Annotated in this window: 16 protein-coding genes and 1 pseudogene; 6 read left to right on the plus strand and 11 right to left on the minus strand. The window is 37.5% G+C overall.

Annotated features, from left to right (window positions below; translation table 11 throughout):
- Position 1: 1 nt before the first annotated feature.
- The 3 genes from K2F26_RS11280 to K2F26_RS11290 all read right to left on the minus strand — a co-directional run bounded on the left by K2F26_RS11280 (position 2) and on the right by K2F26_RS11290 (position 1,668).
- A complete protein-coding gene (locus tag K2F26_RS11280) occupies positions 2-301 on the minus strand; it encodes a DUF7734 family protein (RefSeq protein ID WP_096568287.1) in 300 nt (99 codons plus the stop codon).
- 191 nt (positions 302-492) lie between these two features.
- A complete protein-coding gene (locus tag K2F26_RS11285; protein ID WP_220611545.1) occupies positions 493-1,083 on the minus strand; it encodes a DUF3177 family protein in 591 nt (196 codons plus the stop codon).
- A gap of 342 nt (positions 1,084-1,425) precedes the next feature.
- On the minus strand, positions 1,426-1,668 hold the full coding sequence (locus tag K2F26_RS11290; RefSeq protein WP_220611546.1) for a Calvin cycle protein CP12: 243 nt from the start codon (positions 1,666-1,668) through the stop codon (positions 1,426-1,428).
- A 355-nt stretch (positions 1,669-2,023) separates the two neighbouring features.
- On the opposite strand from K2F26_RS11290, the gene K2F26_RS11295 reads away from it, so the two are divergent.
- Positions 2,024-3,232, plus strand: a complete 1,209-nt coding sequence (locus K2F26_RS11295) for an FIST signal transduction protein (protein ID WP_220611547.1) — start codon at positions 2,024-2,026, stop codon at positions 3,230-3,232.
- 499 nt (positions 3,233-3,731) lie between these two features.
- The gene (locus K2F26_RS11300) at positions 3,732-4,568 is read left to right on the plus strand and encodes a DUF2887 domain-containing protein (RefSeq protein ID WP_220611548.1); all 837 of its coding nucleotides are present in this window, start codon (positions 3,732-3,734) and stop codon (positions 4,566-4,568) included.
- Positions 4,569-4,738: 170 nt separating this feature from the next.
- On the opposite strand, the gene K2F26_RS11305 is transcribed toward K2F26_RS11300, so the two are convergent.
- Positions 4,739-5,848, minus strand: coding sequence for a metallophosphoesterase family protein (locus K2F26_RS11305; protein WP_220611549.1), 1,110 nt, complete (start codon positions 5,846-5,848; stop codon positions 4,739-4,741).
- 247 nt (positions 5,849-6,095) lie between these two features.
- On the opposite strand from K2F26_RS11305, the gene trmB reads away from it, so the two are divergent.
- From trmB to K2F26_RS11320, 3 genes are all read left to right on the plus strand, one after another.
- Positions 6,096-6,731 carry a tRNA (guanosine(46)-N7)-methyltransferase TrmB gene (gene trmB / locus K2F26_RS11310; protein ID WP_220611550.1) on the plus strand — a complete coding sequence of 212 codons (636 nt, stop codon included), beginning with the start codon at positions 6,096-6,098 and terminating at the stop codon, positions 6,729-6,731.
- A gap of 405 nt (positions 6,732-7,136) precedes the next feature.
- Positions 7,137-7,307 (plus strand): hypothetical protein, encoded by a 171-nt coding sequence (locus tag K2F26_RS11315; protein ID WP_220611551.1) that lies wholly within the window; start codon positions 7,137-7,139, stop codon positions 7,305-7,307.
- A 218-nt stretch (positions 7,308-7,525) separates the two neighbouring features.
- Positions 7,526-8,869: a tetratricopeptide repeat protein gene (locus tag K2F26_RS11320; RefSeq protein ID WP_220611552.1), complete on the plus strand. Its 1,344-nt coding sequence runs from the start codon at positions 7,526-7,528 to the stop codon at positions 8,867-8,869.
- A gap of 165 nt (positions 8,870-9,034) precedes the next feature.
- Here the strand turns inward: K2F26_RS11320 and K2F26_RS11325 are convergent, their stop codons facing one another.
- From K2F26_RS11325 to K2F26_RS11340, 4 genes are all read right to left on the minus strand, one after another.
- Complete coding sequence (locus K2F26_RS11325) at positions 9,035-9,766, minus strand: peptidylprolyl isomerase (RefSeq protein WP_220611553.1); 732 nt, start codon at positions 9,764-9,766, stop codon at positions 9,035-9,037.
- Between the two features lie 438 nt (positions 9,767-10,204).
- The gene (locus K2F26_RS11330) at positions 10,205-11,728 is read right to left on the minus strand and encodes a beta-barrel domain-containing protein (protein WP_220611554.1); all 1,524 of its coding nucleotides are present in this window, start codon (positions 11,726-11,728) and stop codon (positions 10,205-10,207) included.
- 63 nt (positions 11,729-11,791) lie between these two features.
- Positions 11,792-14,512, minus strand: coding sequence for a peptidase domain-containing ABC transporter (locus tag K2F26_RS11335; RefSeq protein ID WP_220611555.1), 2,721 nt, complete (start codon positions 14,510-14,512; stop codon positions 11,792-11,794).
- The gene (locus K2F26_RS11340; RefSeq protein WP_220611556.1) at positions 14,406-15,113 is read right to left on the minus strand and encodes a helix-turn-helix domain-containing protein; all 708 of its coding nucleotides are present in this window, start codon (positions 15,111-15,113) and stop codon (positions 14,406-14,408) included. Before K2F26_RS11340 ends, K2F26_RS11335 begins: the two co-directional genes overlap by 107 nt.
- 646 nt (positions 15,114-15,759) lie before the next feature.
- On the opposite strand from K2F26_RS11340, the pseudogene K2F26_RS11345 reads away from it, so the two are divergent.
- Positions 15,760-15,918, plus strand: a pseudogene (locus K2F26_RS11345) (tRNA (guanosine(46)-N7)-methyltransferase TrmB); the annotation flags it as partial.
- Here K2F26_RS11345 and K2F26_RS11350 read toward each other — a convergent pair.
- From K2F26_RS11350 to K2F26_RS11360, 3 genes are all read right to left on the minus strand, one after another.
- Positions 15,915-17,084 (minus strand): hybrid sensor histidine kinase/response regulator, encoded by a 1,170-nt coding sequence (locus tag K2F26_RS11350; RefSeq protein WP_220611557.1) that lies wholly within the window; start codon positions 17,082-17,084, stop codon positions 15,915-15,917. The pseudogene K2F26_RS11345 and the gene K2F26_RS11350 overlap by 4 nt on opposite strands.
- 143 nt (positions 17,085-17,227) lie before the next feature.
- The gene (locus K2F26_RS11355) at positions 17,228-17,674 is read right to left on the minus strand and encodes a response regulator (RefSeq protein WP_194052127.1); all 447 of its coding nucleotides are present in this window, start codon (positions 17,672-17,674) and stop codon (positions 17,228-17,230) included.
- Positions 17,628-19,949 (minus strand): sensor histidine kinase, encoded by a 2,322-nt coding sequence (locus K2F26_RS11360; protein ID WP_220611856.1) that lies wholly within the window; start codon positions 19,947-19,949, stop codon positions 17,628-17,630. Before K2F26_RS11360 ends, K2F26_RS11355 begins: the two co-directional genes overlap by 47 nt.
- Between the last annotated feature and the right edge of the window lie 26 nt (positions 19,950-19,975).

Here is a 19,975-nt window from a genome sequence, read left to right on the forward strand (position 1 = left end):
CCTACACTCCTACCTCCAATAACAAAGCTTCCATAGCTTCCCAAGAAATACCTTGTTGAATATAACGGGGAGATTCAGGATTATAAGGACTGGCTATGCGGTCAATAGCTACAATTATGGCATCATCTGGTAATATCGGTACATCTGGATCAAAAGCTGTGGGACGCATCAAAGAACTAGAAAATCCCTTGAAAACAGCAATTTTATCTTGTTCATCAGCAATATTGATGGTTACTAATAGAACTTCTTGAGGTCGTTTGACGGTGTATTGTTCTAGTCTTTTACCAATGGAATTATTCATCAAAAGAACATTTTACAAGTTAATTGAATATTTGCATTACTAACATTAAATAAACAATTAAACGGCAGAATTTATTTCTTTATACGAAACAATCGGGTTGAAAACCTAGCCTTTTCAGGGGAAAAGTTTTGGTATCGGGGTATAAATCCCCCTCAACTAAGCTTCCTGCCTCTGCCTTATTTAATATGTTACTACTGTGTGGCGTTTCTGCCATTTTTACCTAGTTTCACTAATACAAAATAGCTGAGATAAACTACATAAATTACTAAGCCAATTATGCCCAAAAACCCAAGAAAGGCTGGTTTGCTATTATAATGGAAATAGTCTTTAAACATTAATGGTGCTTCTAACCAAACTCTACAGTAGTTAGATTTGAGGGCATTTTCTGAAAAGGCACAACTTAAGAAAGGTGCAAAACCAATTACACCTAAAAGGGAATAAATCGTCATTGCCCAGCGCCAAGATGTGAAAGTCAGCTTTAAAGGACTTTTCGGTTGATACTCAATTTCATCGTTGATATCAACCCAAAACCAAAGAGAAATAGGAATGAGAATACGAGCCATTAAACCAGAGATAAAACTGACTGCCAACCCACCAATCATTAAGTAAACTGTGATGGCTAATAAACTTGCTACTCGCCAGTAAATCATTAGTAAGCGTTGTATACTATCTGCTTTTTGTACAAATGCCCAAATTAGAAGAATCAGGGGAATAATTAAGCTAAATAATAATGCTAATCTATAATCCATCCAGACATAGGGGCGAAACCAAATTTGTGGCATAGTTTTTATTAGTTAATACCGTAGAATTAAGGTTGATTTTGTAAGTATTCAGCCGTCAGCTATCAGTTTCCTGCCTCCTACCTTCGCTAAAGGAGGCAACAAGCAAAAGGCAAAAGACAGAAGTTTTGTAATTTTGACTTTTGACTTTTGACTTGATTTGTCCCCTGATCAGGTTTATAACCAGTGATTTGAGAGATGATCAAAACAATCGGGTCTAAAACCGGACTTCGTGCGGCTACGCTAACGCTATTTAAGGAGAAAAGTTTTTGGAGGGGGGTATAAACCCCATGACAATAAAGGCCTCCTACCTCCTGCCTTAGTTAAGAGTGATTAGCTAAATCTCTAGTCCTCGTAAAGCCGACACTCATCTGCTTCTGGGTTAGCATCACAATATTTTTCTAAAGAGGTTTTGGGTTTATTTTGACGCTGGTGGGAAGCTTCCGCTTGCAATTCTTCGACTGCATCCCAAGCAGCAGCGCATTCTGCGGAGTTGCTGCCGGAAATATCACAGACAGCGCGAGCTTGTTCAACTTCAGCTTGAATTTTTTCTTCAATGGTGTTGGTTGTTTCTTGAGTGTTTGTCATTGCGTTAATCTCGCTGGGTTTTGTTTATACTAAGTAGAGAGAATCAAAAATTGCGGTTTTTGCTTTAATGTTCGCTTACTATTCTAACCACTGACTAGCTCAGTTAAACTGCGATCCTGATCATCGCTTACTAATACAGCAAATTACCACAACTATACCCGGATTTCTCTTAATGTTTTAAGATTTGGCAGCGTATAACTACCGAAAAAGAAGCATACAATATATTTAATATTTAAATGAATATAGGAGTTCCGTCCAGTAAACGCCCCATTCAGCTTGTCAATTCTGATAAGATGCAATATCTCCCTGGATAACACAAACTACTAGCTTCAACACAAAAACAAGTCCAGCAATCATGGCAGATCAAATGCAGTGGGCAAATGCCCTATCAACCCGTCATTCTTTGGAAGCAGCTATTTCAGATGTGGTAGAACAAGCTGTTTCATCTTTAACAGCACCTGCGGATCTGGGGCTGGTATTCATTTCGTCTGCTTTTGCGAGTGAGTATTCCCGACTTTTACCATTGCTGGCAGAAAAGCTGTCTGTACCAGTGCTGATTGGTTGTGGTGCTGCGGGTGTGGTGGGGACGAAATCAAAAAACCAAATTCAGGAAATAGAAGGGGAAGCGGCGATTAGTTTGACGTTGGCGCATCTTCCTGGTGTTGATGTTCGCGCTTTTCATATTTTGGGTGATCAGTTGCCTGATTTGGATAGCTCACCAAATGCTTGGATTGATTTAGTGGGTGTGCCACCATCATCTGTACCCCAGTTTATTTTGTTGTCTAGTGCTTTTTCTTCAGGAACTAATGATTTGTTGCAGGGCTTGGATTTTGCTTACCCTGGTTCGGTGGTTGTGGGGGGACAGGTCGGCGGAGGTTTTGGCAGCGATCGCATCGGCTTATTTTGTAATGGTCGTCTCTATCGTCAAGGTACTGTGGGTGTGGCTTTGAGTGGTGATATTGTGCTGGAAAGTGTTGTCGCTCAAGGATGCCGTCCTATTGGTGAACCATTACAGGTGACTAAGGCTGAACGCAATATTATTTTGGAGTTGGATGAACAAGTTCCTTTGACGGTGTTGCGGAATTTAATTGATAGCCTCAGTGATGAGGAAAAAATGCTGGCGCAGCATTCTTTGTTTGTGGGGTTGGCAATGGATGAGTTTAAGCTTTCTTTAAAGCAAGGTGATTTTCTCATTCGCAACTTACTAGGAGTAGATCCAGTCGCTGGAGCGATCGCTATTGGCGATCGCATTCGTCCTGGTCAAAGGTTACAATTTCACCTGCGGGATGCTCAAGCTTCTGCTGAAGAATTAGAATTTCTCTTGCAAGAATATCAAGCTCAAAATAGCAATTCATCCTCTGCTTTAGGGGCGTTAATGTTTAGTTGTGTGGGACGTGGTACTGGACTTTACGGAAAACCCAATTTTGATTCCCAGTTATTTAGTAGTTATTTTCATGACATCCCTATGGGTGGTTGTTTCTGTAGTGGTGAAATCGGTCCTGTGAGTGGCAGAACTTTCCTCCACGGTTATACTTCAGTTTTTGCAATTTGCCGCAGAAGGTGACAGGTGATTATGTCTCGTTCCCAGTCAGAGACTGGGAACGATTATTTACAAAAAAATTATACAATAATTACACTAAAGTATAGTATACTACAAGTGATGATTAAATATTCCCAAAATTGCCATTATGAAAAGTTATCGGTGGTTGTTATTTAGGGCTTGCTGAATAAATGTAAAACCCAGATATATCAAGGGTTACAGGTGGTCAGTGAGCTTGTCGAACTGTTGATAAAGAGGAAAAAAGTGCAAGGGTTTTGAAGGGTATACCTGAAAAACCGTGCATTTTGGGGATCGCAAACCCAAAAATTTGGGGATGACAGATAGCTGAAACTGTTCCCTGTTCCCTGTTAAGAGTTCCCTGTCTTCACGGAAAGACTTTCTCAGCAACCCCTATTTATCAGTTTGTTTATTATCAATCTTATATTAACAGGATGTAAAGAACCGGAAAAAGTCGTTTGATATTTTCAAAGTGTTTAATAAATAAGGAGAAATAGCATCTACCATGAGACGGGATACAATTTTTTATCAATTATTCAAACAATTTCCCAGTTTAATTTTTGAACTGGTAGACGAGAAACCACCCACAGCAGCAGAATATCAATTTGATTCTATTGAAGTCAAAGAAACAGCATTTAGAATTGATGGAGTATTTTTACCTCCAGATCATGATAATCCGAAAATAGTATTTTTCGCCGAAGTGCAGTTTCAAGATGATCAAGATTTGTATCATCGGTTCTTTACGGAACTAATGATATTTCTCTATCGTAGTAAAGTGAGGTATGATAACTGGTATGGTGTGATAATTTTTCCATCCCGGAGTTTAGAACCATCTAATTACCAGATTCATGATGTATTGGTAGACAGTTACAAAGTTAAAAGAATCTATTTGGATGAGTTAGGAGATTTAGAAAACCAACCTTTAGGAATAGGGTTAATGTTATTAACTACAACTCCTGAAAGTAAAGCGGTAGAAGCGGCTAAATTTTTAATAGACAAAGCCAAAAATACAGAGGTTGCGAATCTAGAACAACAAGCCATACTAGATTTAGTGACGAAGATAATTGTTTACAAGTTAACTAAATTGACTAGAGAGGAAATAGAAGCTATGTTAATGCCAACCGAAGAACCTAGAGCAATTAGAGAATGGAAAGAAGATGCAGAAAGAAACCTTGTTATGCGACTATTAAACCGTCGTTTTGGTGCAGTTCCTCAAGAGTTATTACCAAAAATTGAAGGGTTAACTAGAGAACAAATAGAAACATTAGCTGAAGATTTGTTAGATTTTTCTGTAGTTACAGATTTGGAAAATTGGTTGGGACAAAATCAATCTAATCAATAAAAATTATAGGTTAGGTTAAGCGACAGCGCAACCCAACAAAAACCTTCATCATTTTGTAAATGTTGGGTTTCCTTGCGTCAACCCAACCTACATACTGGTGACTGGTGACTGGGGAAGATTTTTAAATATTACCAATTACCAATTACCAATTACCAATTACCAATTACCAATTACCAATTACCAAGCAAAAGCTTACTGTTATTATCAATTGGGCTGGGATGTCCACTGTGAGTAATAGCACCGTATTTTTGAATGTAACGACGGACTTCTAAAGGAAAGTTGGGATAGTCTATTACTCCATCCCCATCGGCGATAGTTGCCCAAAAATCTCGCAAATCTGGGGCTAGTTGTTGTGCATGTGCCAATGGTAGATTTAGGGGGGGTAGGGTGAGTAATTTGATCAGGAAGGGGAAAGAGCGATCGCCCATCCATTGTTTTGATGATTCTTGCAAGTTGGGGAAATCTGGTACTGATTCCACACGATGAGAAACTATTTGTAACCATTCCTTACCTAGATGATCTCGTTCAAATTCTAAAACACGGTAAGGATGGGGATAACTAACTAATGAACCAGTGGTAATATCATAGACTCCATCACCACAAGCTACATCTTGAACGTGCAAATGTCCGGTAAAGACTAATCTCACTCCATGTTTACGCAGTAACTTTAAAAGTTCTGGGGCATTTTCTAGCATATAACGGTTTGCCATTGGATGATTTGATTGATCTGGCAAATGTTCGACAACGTTGTGATGCACCATCACCAAAACTAACTCATTGTTAATTTTTGCTAGTTCTGTTTCTAACCACTGAAACTGCTGCTGATCTAAACGCCCGATTTGTTTACCATGCTCATCAAAGGTGTTAGAATTTAAACCTATTAGCCGCACTCTGGGCAAGATTTGACAATTGTAGTAAGGTTGGTGTGGGTTTTCATAACCAAACTTGCGGTAATAATGGGGAAAATCTGCAAAACCTATGGATTGCTCGTTTGCTGATAATACGGGAACATCATGATTACCAGGAATAACATACACCGGAAAAGGTAGTTGAGAAAGTCTGTTTGCTAACCACGCATGATTTTCTGGTTCACCGTGTTGGGTTAAGTCTCCGGGAATCAGCAGAAAGTCTAAATCAAGTTGTGTTAAATGTTCTAGTACACTTTCAAAGGCGGAAATACTTACTTCCACTAAATGAAATCGGTTAGGATGATCCCAAATTGTATGGGGTTGTGCAATGTGTAAGTCACTAACTATAGCAAAACGAAAGTTGATATCCATTGATTTAAAAAAATGTTAAAAGCAGGAGTCAGGAGTGAGAACGTTTGATAAATCAGAATTATCAAATATATATTGTTGACCTATGGCGTGGCTTATGTTTGATCATTAATTAATACCTGAATGATGATCTCTTTTTTTAAAGTATACCTTTTGCTTTGTCTGACTGCGTGATAACAGTTAGACTTAATATTTGTATACATTTATGTTGAGATTTTTTACTTGAATTTTGGTTACAGGAGTATTTATTATGGCTGTGATTCGAGTTCGTCAGCACGTTAACCCATTAGCAAGAAAATTTCAAACCCCTGTTGATCCCCCAGCATGGGAAAAAATCTATGCACAATATCAGCAACCCTTACATTTAGATATTGGATGTGCGAGGGGTAGGTTTTTATTACAGATGGCACAGGTAGAAACAAACTGGAATTTTTTGGGTTTGGAAATTAGAGAACCTTTAGTTATAGAAGCAAATAGGATAGTTTCTGAGTTGGGTTTAACTAATTTACATTATTTATTTTGTAATGTGAATAATTCTTTGAGTCCAATTTTATCTACTTTACAACCAGGGATTTTACAACGGGTGACAATTCAATTTCCTGATCCTTGGTTTAAAAGTCGTCATGCTAAACGTAGGGTGGTACAACCAGAATTAGTTGAAGATTTAGCTAAATATATGGCTGTGGGTGGGGTGGTATTTTTGCAATCTGATCAGGAATTTATTGCTGTGGAAATGTGCGATCGCTTCCAAGAAAATCCAGCATTTGCAAAAATGGGAACGGAAAAATGGTTAGCAGAAAATCCGCTTCCTGTGCCTACAGAAAGGGAAATTGCCACACAAAATAAAGGTGAACCAGTTTATCGAGCAATGTTTGTAAAGCGTTAAATAAGATCGCAAAATTTGTAAATTAAAATTAATTGGCAGGTGGTGGAATTTAAATTGACTCAGGGAAAGATTTTGCCTTATCCTGGTTTTTTGTAGGTTGTTCAGGTTTTATCAATTGCAAATTCGGGACATAACTATAACAATTTTGTCACTTTTTTCTGGGCTATAATTCCGTATTTTGTCCGTTTATTTGTATATTGTGTGACTTCAAGCCTTAATTGCGGCTGTTTTATGTAATATATCGTTACAATTGCGTAAATTGTAGTGACAAAGCTGTAACTATTTTGTCAATTTTATTTTGGGAAAATATCTAGACATAAGTGTTTTAGTTTCATACACTGCTATCAATCGAGGTTTTAAACCTTGGGTTTGATTGTTCAAGAAATAAATGGAGGAACAACTCTAATGGCTGATGTTAAGATTACTAACCTAAAAACTGATTCCGAAATTATATACCTCAAAGCCGAAGCTGAAAAGGGTAATCCCGAAGCCATTGTTGCTTTTAAGTCTCTGCGTGGTGGTCTTGCTTGTTGTTGTTGGTGGAAATGTTCTGGTGGAACTTTGATTTCACTTTAATTGAATACTTCCTACATTAATCGCTAAGATTAAACCCTGGAGACGTTATCTAGAACGTCTCCAAAAATTCATGGTTTTTTTAGCAACTGCATCTCTTTATCATTCGTTTTGATGTTTTTCCTCTTTAATTAATCACCGCTAGATTAAAAAAGTTAAATCAGCAGAGTATTCTCAAGGAAAATTATATCTAATGTGCTTGAATTAAGGATTACAAAACTATGTTTATACCTTCACTCAATGATTCTTTCATTACTTGGATAAATCGCCCATATTTAGACATGGGAGATGTTAATACTGCTCCTTGGCACGTATATGGAATAAGTTACGCCTATTCTCAAATGGTTGGAAATACTATTATAGGTGCTCCTGTTACTCTTATTCACCCTATCTCATTTAGAGAATCATTAATTAGAGAATATCGCCTATTTAAATATCAAGTTACTAACCCACTTGATCTTGCTGATGAATTAAGAACTGAACGGTGGAATACTTTATGTGATTATTTAACTAATTACCAAGAATTGGCTCCTATTATTCAAAGCCGAGTTATTAGTCTTTTATCTAGTTTATGCCTTCATAAAGCGGTTTTACAATATGTGCCACAACTATGTGAGTCAGATATTGCCAGCAGTAATATTTTGGCTAATTTAGCTTTGCAACGAGCTATATCAAATCTAATGATACAGCCTGATGCTGGTAACTTAGATAATATTAAAGAATTTGAGACAATTGCTAAGCAAGCTCCTTTAGATAGTCATGAGCGATTTGGCAGTGCAAATAGTCTAGTAGCATTATATGCTAAAACCTTTAGAAATTTGAAAGCTACTGAGTATTGGGTAAATGAAACTAGTAAGACGCTAGATCATTTGAAACCTTTACTTAATAATTTTGAGCAGAAACGCTTACAAAGTGTCTATATTCGTGCGGCCGTTTTTGTTCACCTGTTGCAAGGAGATAAACAAGAAGTTGTTCAACAGATGAATTTATGTCAGTCTCTTGCGGAAGAATTGACTGAAGAAAGTACAAATGATCAAGAACGAATGCTTGCTCATGAAAATTTGACTACCGTATTTGAAAGTCGTGTTAAGGAAGCATCATGGCTAGGAAATTTTGAACTTGCTGAAGAAAGATCACAGAAAATGGTTCAAATGGAACCATTGTATTCTAAGTACCACCTTCAATTGGGAGAAATTTTAATTAACCAAAGTAAATTTGAGGAAGCCGCCAAGATATATCGTTCTGCTGCTCGACTTGGACCTCCAGGAACAGCAATTGCTTGGTTTATGGCTGGTCAGTGCCATGAGAAACTCGGTGATATAGATATTGCCTGTGATTGCTACTTAGCCTCGGTAGAGATGGATGAACTTGCTATATCAGCAGTCGAGCGACTCCATAAATTAGCCCATTATTTGAGAAATTCGGCGTTGGTTAAATGGAGTGAGATGCGTTTACTGGAGTTAAAAAAAGCCGAGAAACTATATGATCAAGTACAAAAGTCCCAAACTACTTATATTCCAGAAGCTGCTTCTGGGTTAAAAATGGCTGGGCAAGTTGTTAGATGATCCGATAATTAATTCCCATATTCATACTCAATATGGGAATGAGAATTAACGAGAATAGTGTTGCATGTTTGTTTGTAGTATGAATAAAGCTCTAGCAACCTTGGCTGTAACTTTCATCAACGCCACGATAACTAATGGCAGCAAGAAATCAAGACATTTCCATTGTCATTTATGGATTATTTTTACTACTTCAGCCTGTTTGTGTATCCACTCACCAAGTAACTCAGTACCAATTTGAAGATGTAACTCATCATTCAATTCCGGCTTTATAATCTCCTCCACAAAAATCAAACGCACACCCTTAGCTGTAATAATAGGTTTAATCACCTGGGGGGGATTGGCTGCAAATACAGCAGCAGATATTTCTGGCTTTAAATCCTGGCGACGCAATACACCCAAATATCCCCCTTTCCGCCGCAATTCTACATCCTGAATATATTGGTGCGCCACATCATAAAAACTCATCTCCCCTTCTTTAATGGCGTAAAAAAGTTCTATCGCTAAATCTTCATCTTCTAACACCACTTCATACATCACCACACCAGCATAATTTAGCTGGTTCTCAAAGAAATACGGCTCGATTTTATCGGCAAATAAATGTTGAGTTAACTTACCACTAATTAAGTTTGTATATATAATCTCTTCAAAATCATCTACAGATAAACCATGCTTCTCTAACCATTTATAAGTATCCTCAGCACTGGTGAGTTTATTTGTTAAGCGCAAAAAATCCGCTGCTTTTTGTAATTCTTCAACTTCTACTTTGATTCCCGCTTCCTCAGCCGCTGCTAAGATAATCTTACGGCTGACAATCTGCTCTACTAGCTCAGGAATTTGCAGGGAAAGCTTGACTTGTTGAAAAATATCTTCTTTAGTGATTGTGATAGGTTGTGACATGATGCGCTCCTTAAATTAGATGAAATTTCAGAGAATGTTGGTAAAAGATAAACTCGTATTGAGATACCCCTAAATCCCCCTTTTTAAGGGGGACTTTGATTAGAGTTATCCCCTTATTAAAAAGGACTTTAATTAACGTCAGTTCAATTAACCTCTCCCCAACCCCTCTCCGACGCGGAGAGGGGCAGTTTAACACTTAATTGGCAATATAAGATTATGTTTTTAAGCCTCTCTCCTTTTAGGGGAGAGGTTTGGAGAGGGGTTTTATCAATTTTGTCGAACTCACGTTTAATTACAGTTATTCCCTTATTAATAAGGACTTTGATTACAGTTCCCCCCTTATTAAGGGGGGCTAGGGGGGATCTCAAGATTTTTGACAGATGAGGACTTTTAAAACATCCTCTGAGAACGTGAAAAATACAACAAAAAATGAAATGTCTACAACTTGACACCCCCCTGCTGTAACTGCTTAAAGGGATCAAGTATAAAATCAATAATCCGACGCTGACGCACAATTACCTCAGCCGTTGCTGTATCCCCAGGATTCAAAGGTATACATTTCTTCTGAGAAGGAATACAATCTTGATTAATGGCAATTTCTAAATTGTAAGCTGCTACTTTGCCATTAGGTGTATCCATTTCTGTGGTAGTAGGAGAAATCTCTATTAATTCACCAGAAATAACTCCATAGTCTTGGAAAGGATAGGCATCAAATTTGAGTTTTACTGGTAATCCCTTGCGTAAAGAACCACTCTCAGTTGTGGCCATTTGCGCTCTAACTATTAAAGGAGAACCTATAGGAGCGATTTCTGCAACCATTGTACCGGGCTGGACTACAGAACCTGCTTTTTCAATTGGCAACTGAAATAAAGTACCACTAATGTTGGCTTTTAAAACTCGTTGATTAATTTGAAATTCTAAAGACTGAATTTGGTTCTTTGTTTGAGCAATTTCTGCATTGAGGGTAGTAATTTCAGTGTCTATGTTTTTTAGTTGTTCCTCGGTTTTTAGTACCGCCAATTTACCAGAATGTGTCAATGTTTTGTAACCATTTTCTTGTTCATTGAGCCGTAATTGAGCCTGTTGAATATCTGCATTAAATTGGCGAATAGTGCGTTGATAACTACTTTGTTGTTCTGCTAACCTTAACTTAGCTTGTTGAATTTCTGACTTACTTTGTTTATACAATCTTTTTTGTTCTTGAGCTATATCTTGCTTTTCTACAACGGTAGTTTCTGGGATAACTCCTTGTTTCCACAACTGATGATACCGATTAACTTCCCGTTGGCTACTTGCTAAACGACTTGCGATTAATGTGTAAGCCGTTTTACTGTATTCAACACTTTGCTTTGCTTGATTGACTTGGGATAATTTTTCCTCTTTCTGTAAATTAGATGCACTTTTAATTGCATTCAAATTTACTTTTGCTTGGTTGATTTGAGACAGTTTCTCTAACTCTTGAGATTGATTTTGTTGTCGCTGAGTTGCCAAAGTTAGGGTTAACTGATTCTGCAATAACTTTAACTGTGCTAACCTATTTAATTGGCCTTCCAATCGGTTTTTTCCTTGTTGTAACTCAGCTTTAACTAATTCTGATTCTAGTACCAACAAAGTCTGTCCAGCTTTTACTACATCACCTACTTTGACTTGAATTTCCGCCACGGTTCCAGCAACAGGTGCATCTAGTCTGACTGTTTTACCTTGGGGTTCTAATCTTCCTCTAGCTACACCTGTTTCATCTACCCGCGACAACATCGCCCAGGGCAAAATTATAGATACAAACACAATCAGGAAGTATAGTAATCCTCTTGTCCAAACTTGAGGTAAGCTATCAAGTAGGTCTTTGGTAGTATGAGACCAATCATCGGTGGTAATAGCTGGAGTTTGGACGGTGAGAACTTCTTGATCAAGTTCATCTGAATAAGATTGGTTTTTGAAGTTGTGATTTAAAGTTTGTGGCATGATTACCCTCAATAATTAAATGAAGTATTAAATGTGAACTATTAAGTCAAAAGTGGAATGTGATTAAGCTGCATTATCTAACTGTTGTTGATTGAGATAAAAATAATGCCCCCGTTTAGCCATTAACTCTTCGTGATTACCACTTTCAATTAGCACACCTTTATCCAGGACTAAGATTAAATCTGCATTGCGGACAGTGGATAAACGATGAGCAATTACTAATGTGGTTCTGCCTTTGAGGATGGTATTTAAGTTATTTTGAATAATCCGCTCTGATTCAGCATCTAAATGAGAAGTTGCTTCATCTAAAATCAACAGTGAGGGATTACCTAATAATGCCCTGGCAATAGCAATTCGTTGACGTTGTCCACCAGATAACATTCCCCCACCTTCACCAATTTGGGTTTCGTAGCCCATCGGTAACTTTCTGATAAATTCATCAGCACCGGCTAATCGTGCTGCTTCTATAATTGCTGATAAATTTGCCCCTGGTTGTCCTAAGCTAATATTTTCTCGAATTGTGCTGCCAAATAGAAATGTATCTTGGTCAACTACCCCTACTTGTTCCCGTAAAGAACGTAAGGAAAGGCTGGTAATATCATGTCCATCAATTAATACTTTACCATCCGTAGGTGGATACAAGCCTAAAACTAACTTAGAAATAGTCGTCTTTCCTGAACCACTACGACCGACTAAAGCCACCATTTGTCCTGGTTTTACGGTAAAGCTGAGGTTTTCTAGAACGTTAATATCACCTTCTGGGTGATAACGAAATGTGACATTATCAAAGCGAATATGACCCTGAATTAGTGGTAAAGATTGCTTGATTTGATGCTGTAAATCTTCTTCTGGTTCTGTATCTAATACATCATTAATCCGCTCGATGGCAATGATAACTTCTTGTAACTCATTCCACAAAACAGTTAATCTTTGAAATGGGGTAATCACATTTCCTAGCAGCATATTAAATGCTACTAATTGCCCAATAGTTAACTGATTTTGAATTACTAGATATGCCCCATACCATAGTAACCCAGTAGTAACAACCCCCTCAATCAAATTACTAAAAATTTGCAGGCGATTACCGATAACTTGCCCAGAAAAGCTGGTTTTAACTCTCTTATTTAATAATTCTTCCCAATGCCAACGTACCGTTTGCTCCACTGCTGTAGATTTAACTGTTCTCACCCCAGAAAGAGATTCAATTAGGTAACTACTTTCAGTGGCATAGGCGTTAAAAATTTCTCTAGATATTCTCCGTAAAAAGGGCGTAGCAATCAATGCTAACAGGAAAAAAGGTGGCACAATTACTAATGCTAAAAGTGCCATTTTCCAACTATACCAAAACATCAATCCCACATAGATAAATACAGTGATTACATCTAGTAAAATAGATAAAGCTTCACCGGAAAGAAAGCGTTGAATCTTGGTATTTTCTTGGACACGAGAGATGATATCACCGACATAACGGGATTCAAAGAAACTCAGGGGTAAACGCAGGGTGTGGCGAATAAAAGCCACGATTAAAGCGACATCTAACTTATGGGCTGTGTGGTCTAATAAATATTGCCGTAACCCCATCATCGCCACACGGAATAAACTGAAAATTAGTAATCCTAAACCAACAGCAAATAAGGTGAGTTCTGAACGTTGAACTACTACCCTATCTAAGATTAACTGAGTAAATAATGGGGTAATCAGTCCAAATATCTGAATAAACACAGATGCAGCAAATACTTCCAACATAACCAAGCTGTGGGGCTTGATTAATTCAAAGAATTGCCAAAAGGGGGTGATGGTCTCTTGGGTATCTTTTAAAAATGCTGTGGGTTGCAACAGCAGTGTATAGCCAGTCCAATTGGCTGTAAATTCAGCATGGCTAAGGGTTAATTGACCAATGGCTGGGTCGGCGACAATGACGGATTTAGGGGTAATTTCATAAACAACAATGTAATGCTTGCCTTCCCAGTGAACAATTGCTGGTAATTTTTGCTCGGCTAACTTGTTGAGAGTGGCTTTGACTGGTCTGGTACTAAAGCCAATACTTTCTGCGGCTGTGGATAAACCGCGCAAGGATGCACCATTGCGGTCAACATTAGCGATATCCCGTAAACGATTGACACTAAACCGTTTTCCCCAATACCGAGATACCATCACTAAACAAGCCGCACCGCAGTCAGAAGCACTTTGTTGGGCAAAAAAGGGGTAACGGCGAATGGTTCGTTGTAGTAAATGTCCAACGCGCTGTGTAGGACTGGGGAGGTAAGCTTTGCTAATCTTTTTTGATGGCTGTGGTTCTCTGGGTTCTGTGACAGGTGTTGGAAGAATTGACTGTTGAGGAGATGTCAGTAATTCCTCTGAATTTACTAGGTTGGAATTAATTGCATTAGCCTTGGCAAATAAATGGTTTCGGATTTGGGGATATTTAATCATCAAGGCTGACAAAACTGTAGCCGGAATAAAGCATAGTTGTACATTGACACTTGCTCTGGCTCCGTAAGGCTGAAAGTTAGCTTCTGGGAATAAGGTAAATTCCGCAAAAGATTCTCCAGGTTTTACATTAGTAATTACCTCTTCGTTATCATGTACTAATCTGACTTTACCTGCGATCGCAATGTATAATCCTGGCTCTACATCTTGTCCTTGCCAAACTTTGCCTACTTTTGGGCTTTTGAATTTAAATTGTTGGTAGTAAGTTTGAAATTCTGCTGCGGACAAAGAATGACCTAACGCTTGGTTCAACTGTTCTAGAGAAACCAATGAATCGGGTAGATTTTGCACCATAAGTTTTTGACTTTGTATCTAATTTGGGAAGTTGAATGGGCTGAAATCCATCATTTTCTGGTATGTTGTCGGATTTAAGGTCGTAAATCACGATTTTGGAACTTCCAGCATTTCCTTTGATAGTTGCTTGGTAATTATTGGTTTTGCATCGAGTTGATAATCCCATCTGCTTGAGGAGTCGCTTCAGATGGCGATCGCTCACCTCAACCCCAAATTCCTTTGCTAGATGTTTCTGCAACCAGTTGGTTGTCCATTGCTGAAAAGGATAACCATGATCACGAGGATTACTGATCACTAATTCTTTTAAACGTTTTAAATATTCTTCGTTGACTGTTTTAGGACGGCCAATTGGACAATCTTGCCATTGATGCGCCATCCCACTACGGGCTATGTGTATCCAATGTCTTGCTGTGGCAGCAGAACATCCCAAAATTTGACAAATTTCTGTTTGAGTTCTCCCTTGATCTGCCAACAACATGATTTCAATCCGTTGTCGGTAGGACTCAGAGCAATTTTCTTGTATTTTTTTTTGCAGCAGTTGGCGCTGGAACGGTGTTAAAAAATTACCCATGCCAGCTTGTTTAACTTTGATGTTGTACATAATGCACCCATTCAAAACTGATTGACAGTGTTACGAGCTAAACATCCGTATTTATTCTAATTTTGACCCAATACAAGTTTGTCATAAGTGTTCAATCCTGCAATAAAACTTTACAATCTTTGCGCTTTACCCAGGTAAAATCCATTGTCTATTGAGAATAGAGTCATTAATTGCTCAAATTTAGTATCACCATCAAAATCTTACAGCAGTTTTCGGTATTCTGAGGTACAGATTTTAATGATAAAACCCTTGTGGAACAGGCATCCTGCCTGTTAACCTTGTACCTCATTTACCTCGAAACTGCTGTAACATTCAACACTTCTGCAAGTTTGTATATCATTTTAGACGTAAAGAAACTGATACCTGATGTAGATGTAGCCATTACTAAATAGTGGCAGACTAGCTGTGCAACAAAATACAGATATGCGTATAGTTTAAACCATTATTAATTTATTATAAAAACAATACCTTAGCCATTTTCCCGTAGGTTGGGTTGAACGAAGTAAAACCCAACGTATTTGTTGGGTTTCGTTCCTCAACCCAACCTACAAATCAAGATATTTTTGATTTTGGCGAAGGTATTGAAAAAATAACATTTTATCTACTGAATACTGCTCTTGCTGAACTCTGGGAAGAGAGATTTTGAGTGGAAATGTGCGATCGCTTCCAAGAAAATCCAGCATTTGCAAAAATGGGAACGGAAAAATGGTTAGCAGAAAATCCGCTTCCTGTACCTACAGAAAGGGAAATAGCAACGCAAAATAAAGGTGAACCTGTTTATCGAGCAATGTTTGTAAAGCATTAAATTTCAATTTTAATTACAGGTAAAGTAACTGTGAAAGTTGTTCCCACATCAATTTGACTCTCAAATTTAATTTCACCACCATGCGCTTCCACACATTTTTTCACAATTGCTAAACCCATACCTGTACCGGAGATACCGCTGACATTTTCACCACGATGAAAGGGAATAAAGAGTTGATTTTGATCTTTTGTAGAAATACCAATTCCCCAATCTTGAATTTTGAAGGTTGCTGTTTTTTCTTGTCTGGTTAATTCAAATTTGACTTTGCTATCAGGGTAGGAATATTTAATAGCATTACTGAGGATATTTCCTAAAATATGCCGTAATAAATTTTCATCCCAAAGAGTTGAGCTAAAGTCACCAGAACTGGTAAATTCTATAGTCACTCGTTTCTCTAAAGCAGTTAAATGAGTATCTTCTAATATTTGATGACAAAAAGCTTCTAAATTTAAAGGATAAAGTTGACATTGTAATTTGCCAGAATCGGCTTTACCAATAAATGAAACTTCATCTAATAATTGCGCCATGTTTTTAATTGCGGAGCGAATCATTTTTAAATGATTTAATTTCTTTTCTTGGGTTAATTTATCATCATTATTTTGTAGCAATCCCGCAGCTAAGAGTATCGTATTTAAAGGATTACGAATGTCATGGGAAAGCATAGAAACAAATTCAGTTTTAAACTGATATAGTTCCTGGGCTTTTTCCAGTTCAGCAGTTCTTTCTTCAACTGTGATTTCTAATGTTTGATTGACTGTGCGTAATTGTTCTAAAACTTGTTTTCTGGCGATCGCATACTGAACTGAACGCACTAAGACATCTGGATTTACTTGTCTTTTGACTAAATAATCTTGCGCTCCCTGTCTCACAGCTTCTATTGCTAATTCTTCATCATTGATATTAGTAAGAACAACAATAGGTGTGCTGGGTGCTTGACTCATTAGTAAGGGTAGGGATGATAATCCTTGACTATCAGGTAAGGTTAAATCTAACAAAATTACGTCATAGTTTTGTTGACTTAATTCATAAAAAGCATCTCGTAATCTTTGGACATGAACTAAACTAAACTCTTTTGATGGGGATTGCTTCAAAAACTCTTGTAACAACCTAGCTTCCGCCAAGTTGTCTTCTATTAACAAGATTTTTACCAAGCAAGTTGCAGTCATTATTTTCCAGGAGTTCAGGAGTTCAGGAGTTCAGGAGGCAGGGGGCAGTTTTTTAATTACGAATTATGAATTATCAATTTATTTTTACCCAGTCACCAGTCACCAATCACCAATCACCAATTACCAATCACCAATCACCAGTATTATTCTGTGGGTAAAGTGGCGGTAGCAAACCAAAATTCCTCAATACCTTTGACTATTTGAAATAATTGGGCGAGGTTGCGGGATTTGGTGATGTAACAGTTTACGTGCAAGTCGTAGCTGTGGTAAATGTCATCTTCGTTTTTGGAAGTTGTTAACACTACCACAGGAATGCGTTTGAGTTTGGGATCAGATTTAATTTCTGCTAATACTTCTCGTCCATCTTTTCTGGGTAAATTTAAATCGAGAAGGATCAGATCGGGGCGTATTGCATTTGCATATTCACCTTCTTGACGCAGATAGGCCATTGCGTCTATTCCATCCCTAACTGTCACTACCTGATGAGGTAGTGAACTGGTTTTTAATGCTTCTTGGATGAGGCGAATGTCGGCTTTATTATCCTCAACTAAAAAGATTATTTTGTGTGTTTCTTCCGTTTCTACGCTCACGATCACGTCCTCCTGCTGGAATGGTAAAGTAGAAGGTTGCACCTTGTCCGAGTTGTGACTCTACCCAAATTCGCCCCCGATGACATTCAATGATTTTTTTACAAATTGCTAAACCCATACCAGTACCGGGGTATTCATCCCTGGTGTGGAGACGTTGAAAGATGACAAAAATGCGATCGCTAAAATGCGGATCTATGCCTATTCCATTATCGCGTACTGAGAACAACCATTCATCTTCTAATCTTTCTGCACCTATATGAATTTTTGGTGGTTCGTGAGAGCGAAATTTGATCGCATTACCGATCAAGTTTAAAAATAATTGCATTATTTGTGTACCATCAGCCATGACAGTGGGTAATGGATCATGGGTAATGGTTGTGTCGGTTTCGGAAATGCGTTTGCGGAGGTTACTTAATGCTTTTTCTAAGGCTGTTTCTACTTCTGTAACTTGAAATGCGATCGCTTGAGTATCAACTTTGGAATATGCTAATACATCATCAATCAAGGTTTGCATTAAGCTGACTCCCTCGACTGCAAAATTAATAAATTCTTTCGCATCTTCATCAAGGGCAGCTTCATAACGCATTTCTAATAATTGCACATAATTTGCTACTTGATTTAATGGTTCTTGTAAATCATGGGAAGCAACATAGGCAAATTTTTTCAATTCCGCATTTGATCTTTCTAAATCATGGGCTAATTGTGCTAATTCATCCGCTTGACGTAATACAATATTCACAATTGCTTTCCGCAATTCTAAAGCTGCTTTGATTTCTACATATTGCCAAGGTAAGGATGTTAATCTAACTGTTTCTTTCCACAGTTCAAATGATTTGCGGGGACATAAATGTAAATTTCCCTGAGTTTGATTAACTTCATAAGCTTGATTAGGATTTCCACCCCAATTAACAGTTTGAATCACCTCCGGTCTAAACCATAATACATAATTCCTTTGGGAAATAGGAATAGCTAATAAACCACTAGCGACATTTTTAAAACTAATCGCATCTGGGTAAATATTAGCCAAAGAATCCGTATAAAAGACTTCATCCTCTATATTATTCTTTAACCATTCTACTAAAAAATTCAGTTCTTCTTCTTTGGGAGTTTCCCCAATTAAAGTATAATTTCCTCCAAAACAAACTGCTGCTCCTGTGGCACTGGTTAAATCTAAAAGATTTGGTTGGTTTTTCACCAAACCATCAATAAAGTTATCTTCTTGGGACATATATTCAACTAAAAGTGATTGAATATAGGTCAAATTCATGCGATAATCGTAATCTTCGGTTTCTTCTCTAGCGGAAATTTCAGAAAATATCACTCTCCCTAAAAATTCGCAAGCTTTTCGCAATTCATAGGAAACATATTTAGGTGTTTTATGATGACAAGCAATCAATCCCCAAAGTTTTTTATCTTTAATCAAAGAGATTGTCAAAGAAGCACCAACCCCCATATTATGTAAATATTCTATATGGCAAGGTGCGGGACTTCTGAGAATAGAGTTAGTTAAATCAACTGGACGATTTGTAACAGGATTATCAACAGGAAAAATTATTACAGGTTCTACATTAGCATCGGGAATTAACCTGATAGAATTATCAATAAATAATTTTCTTGCAGGTTTGGGAATATCTGATTCTGGATAATGTAAACCCAAGTAAGATTCTAACTCGCCTATTTTTTCTTCAGCAATAACTGAACCATGTCCATCATCATCGAATTTATATAGCATGACTCGATCAAATCCGGTGACTTTCCGCACTTCCTGAACAATGATTTGACAAAATTCTCTCAGATTTTTGGTGTTTTCTAACCGATTAATGGATGTTCTGGCTAAGTGGTAAAAGCTTAAAAAGGGAATATTTTCTTGGGAAATTGCAGGTTCTAATTCTAGAATTAAAAAACCTTCAGAATTACGGTGAAATACAGCATCAAATACTGTGTATTCATCACCTTTTCTCTTAATCCAAAGTTTGGTAGGATTGATAAAATCTAGATTCTGATCTAATAACCCAGATTTAATTCTCTCAAACTGGAATGGATCGATTAAATCTTCTAATTTTTTCTGCACCATATTTTCGGGAGAAATGCCGAAAACATTTAAGGTATTATTACTAACCTGTAATACATTTAATTCTGGTTCTTCTAATATTAACAGAATACCATAAGGTTGAATTTGGCTAGAAAGATGAATTGGTGCTTCTTTCAAGCTGGTTATATTAATATCTGAAACATTTTGTAGTTGTAAGCTTTGTAGTTGTAAGCTGATATCCATCACGATTCCCCTCTATTATCTAGGTG

Source organism: Sphaerospermopsis torques-reginae ITEP-024, from assembly GCF_019598945.1.
In the GTDB taxonomy this organism is placed as follows: Bacteria; Cyanobacteriota; Cyanobacteriia; order Cyanobacteriales; family Nostocaceae; genus Sphaerospermopsis.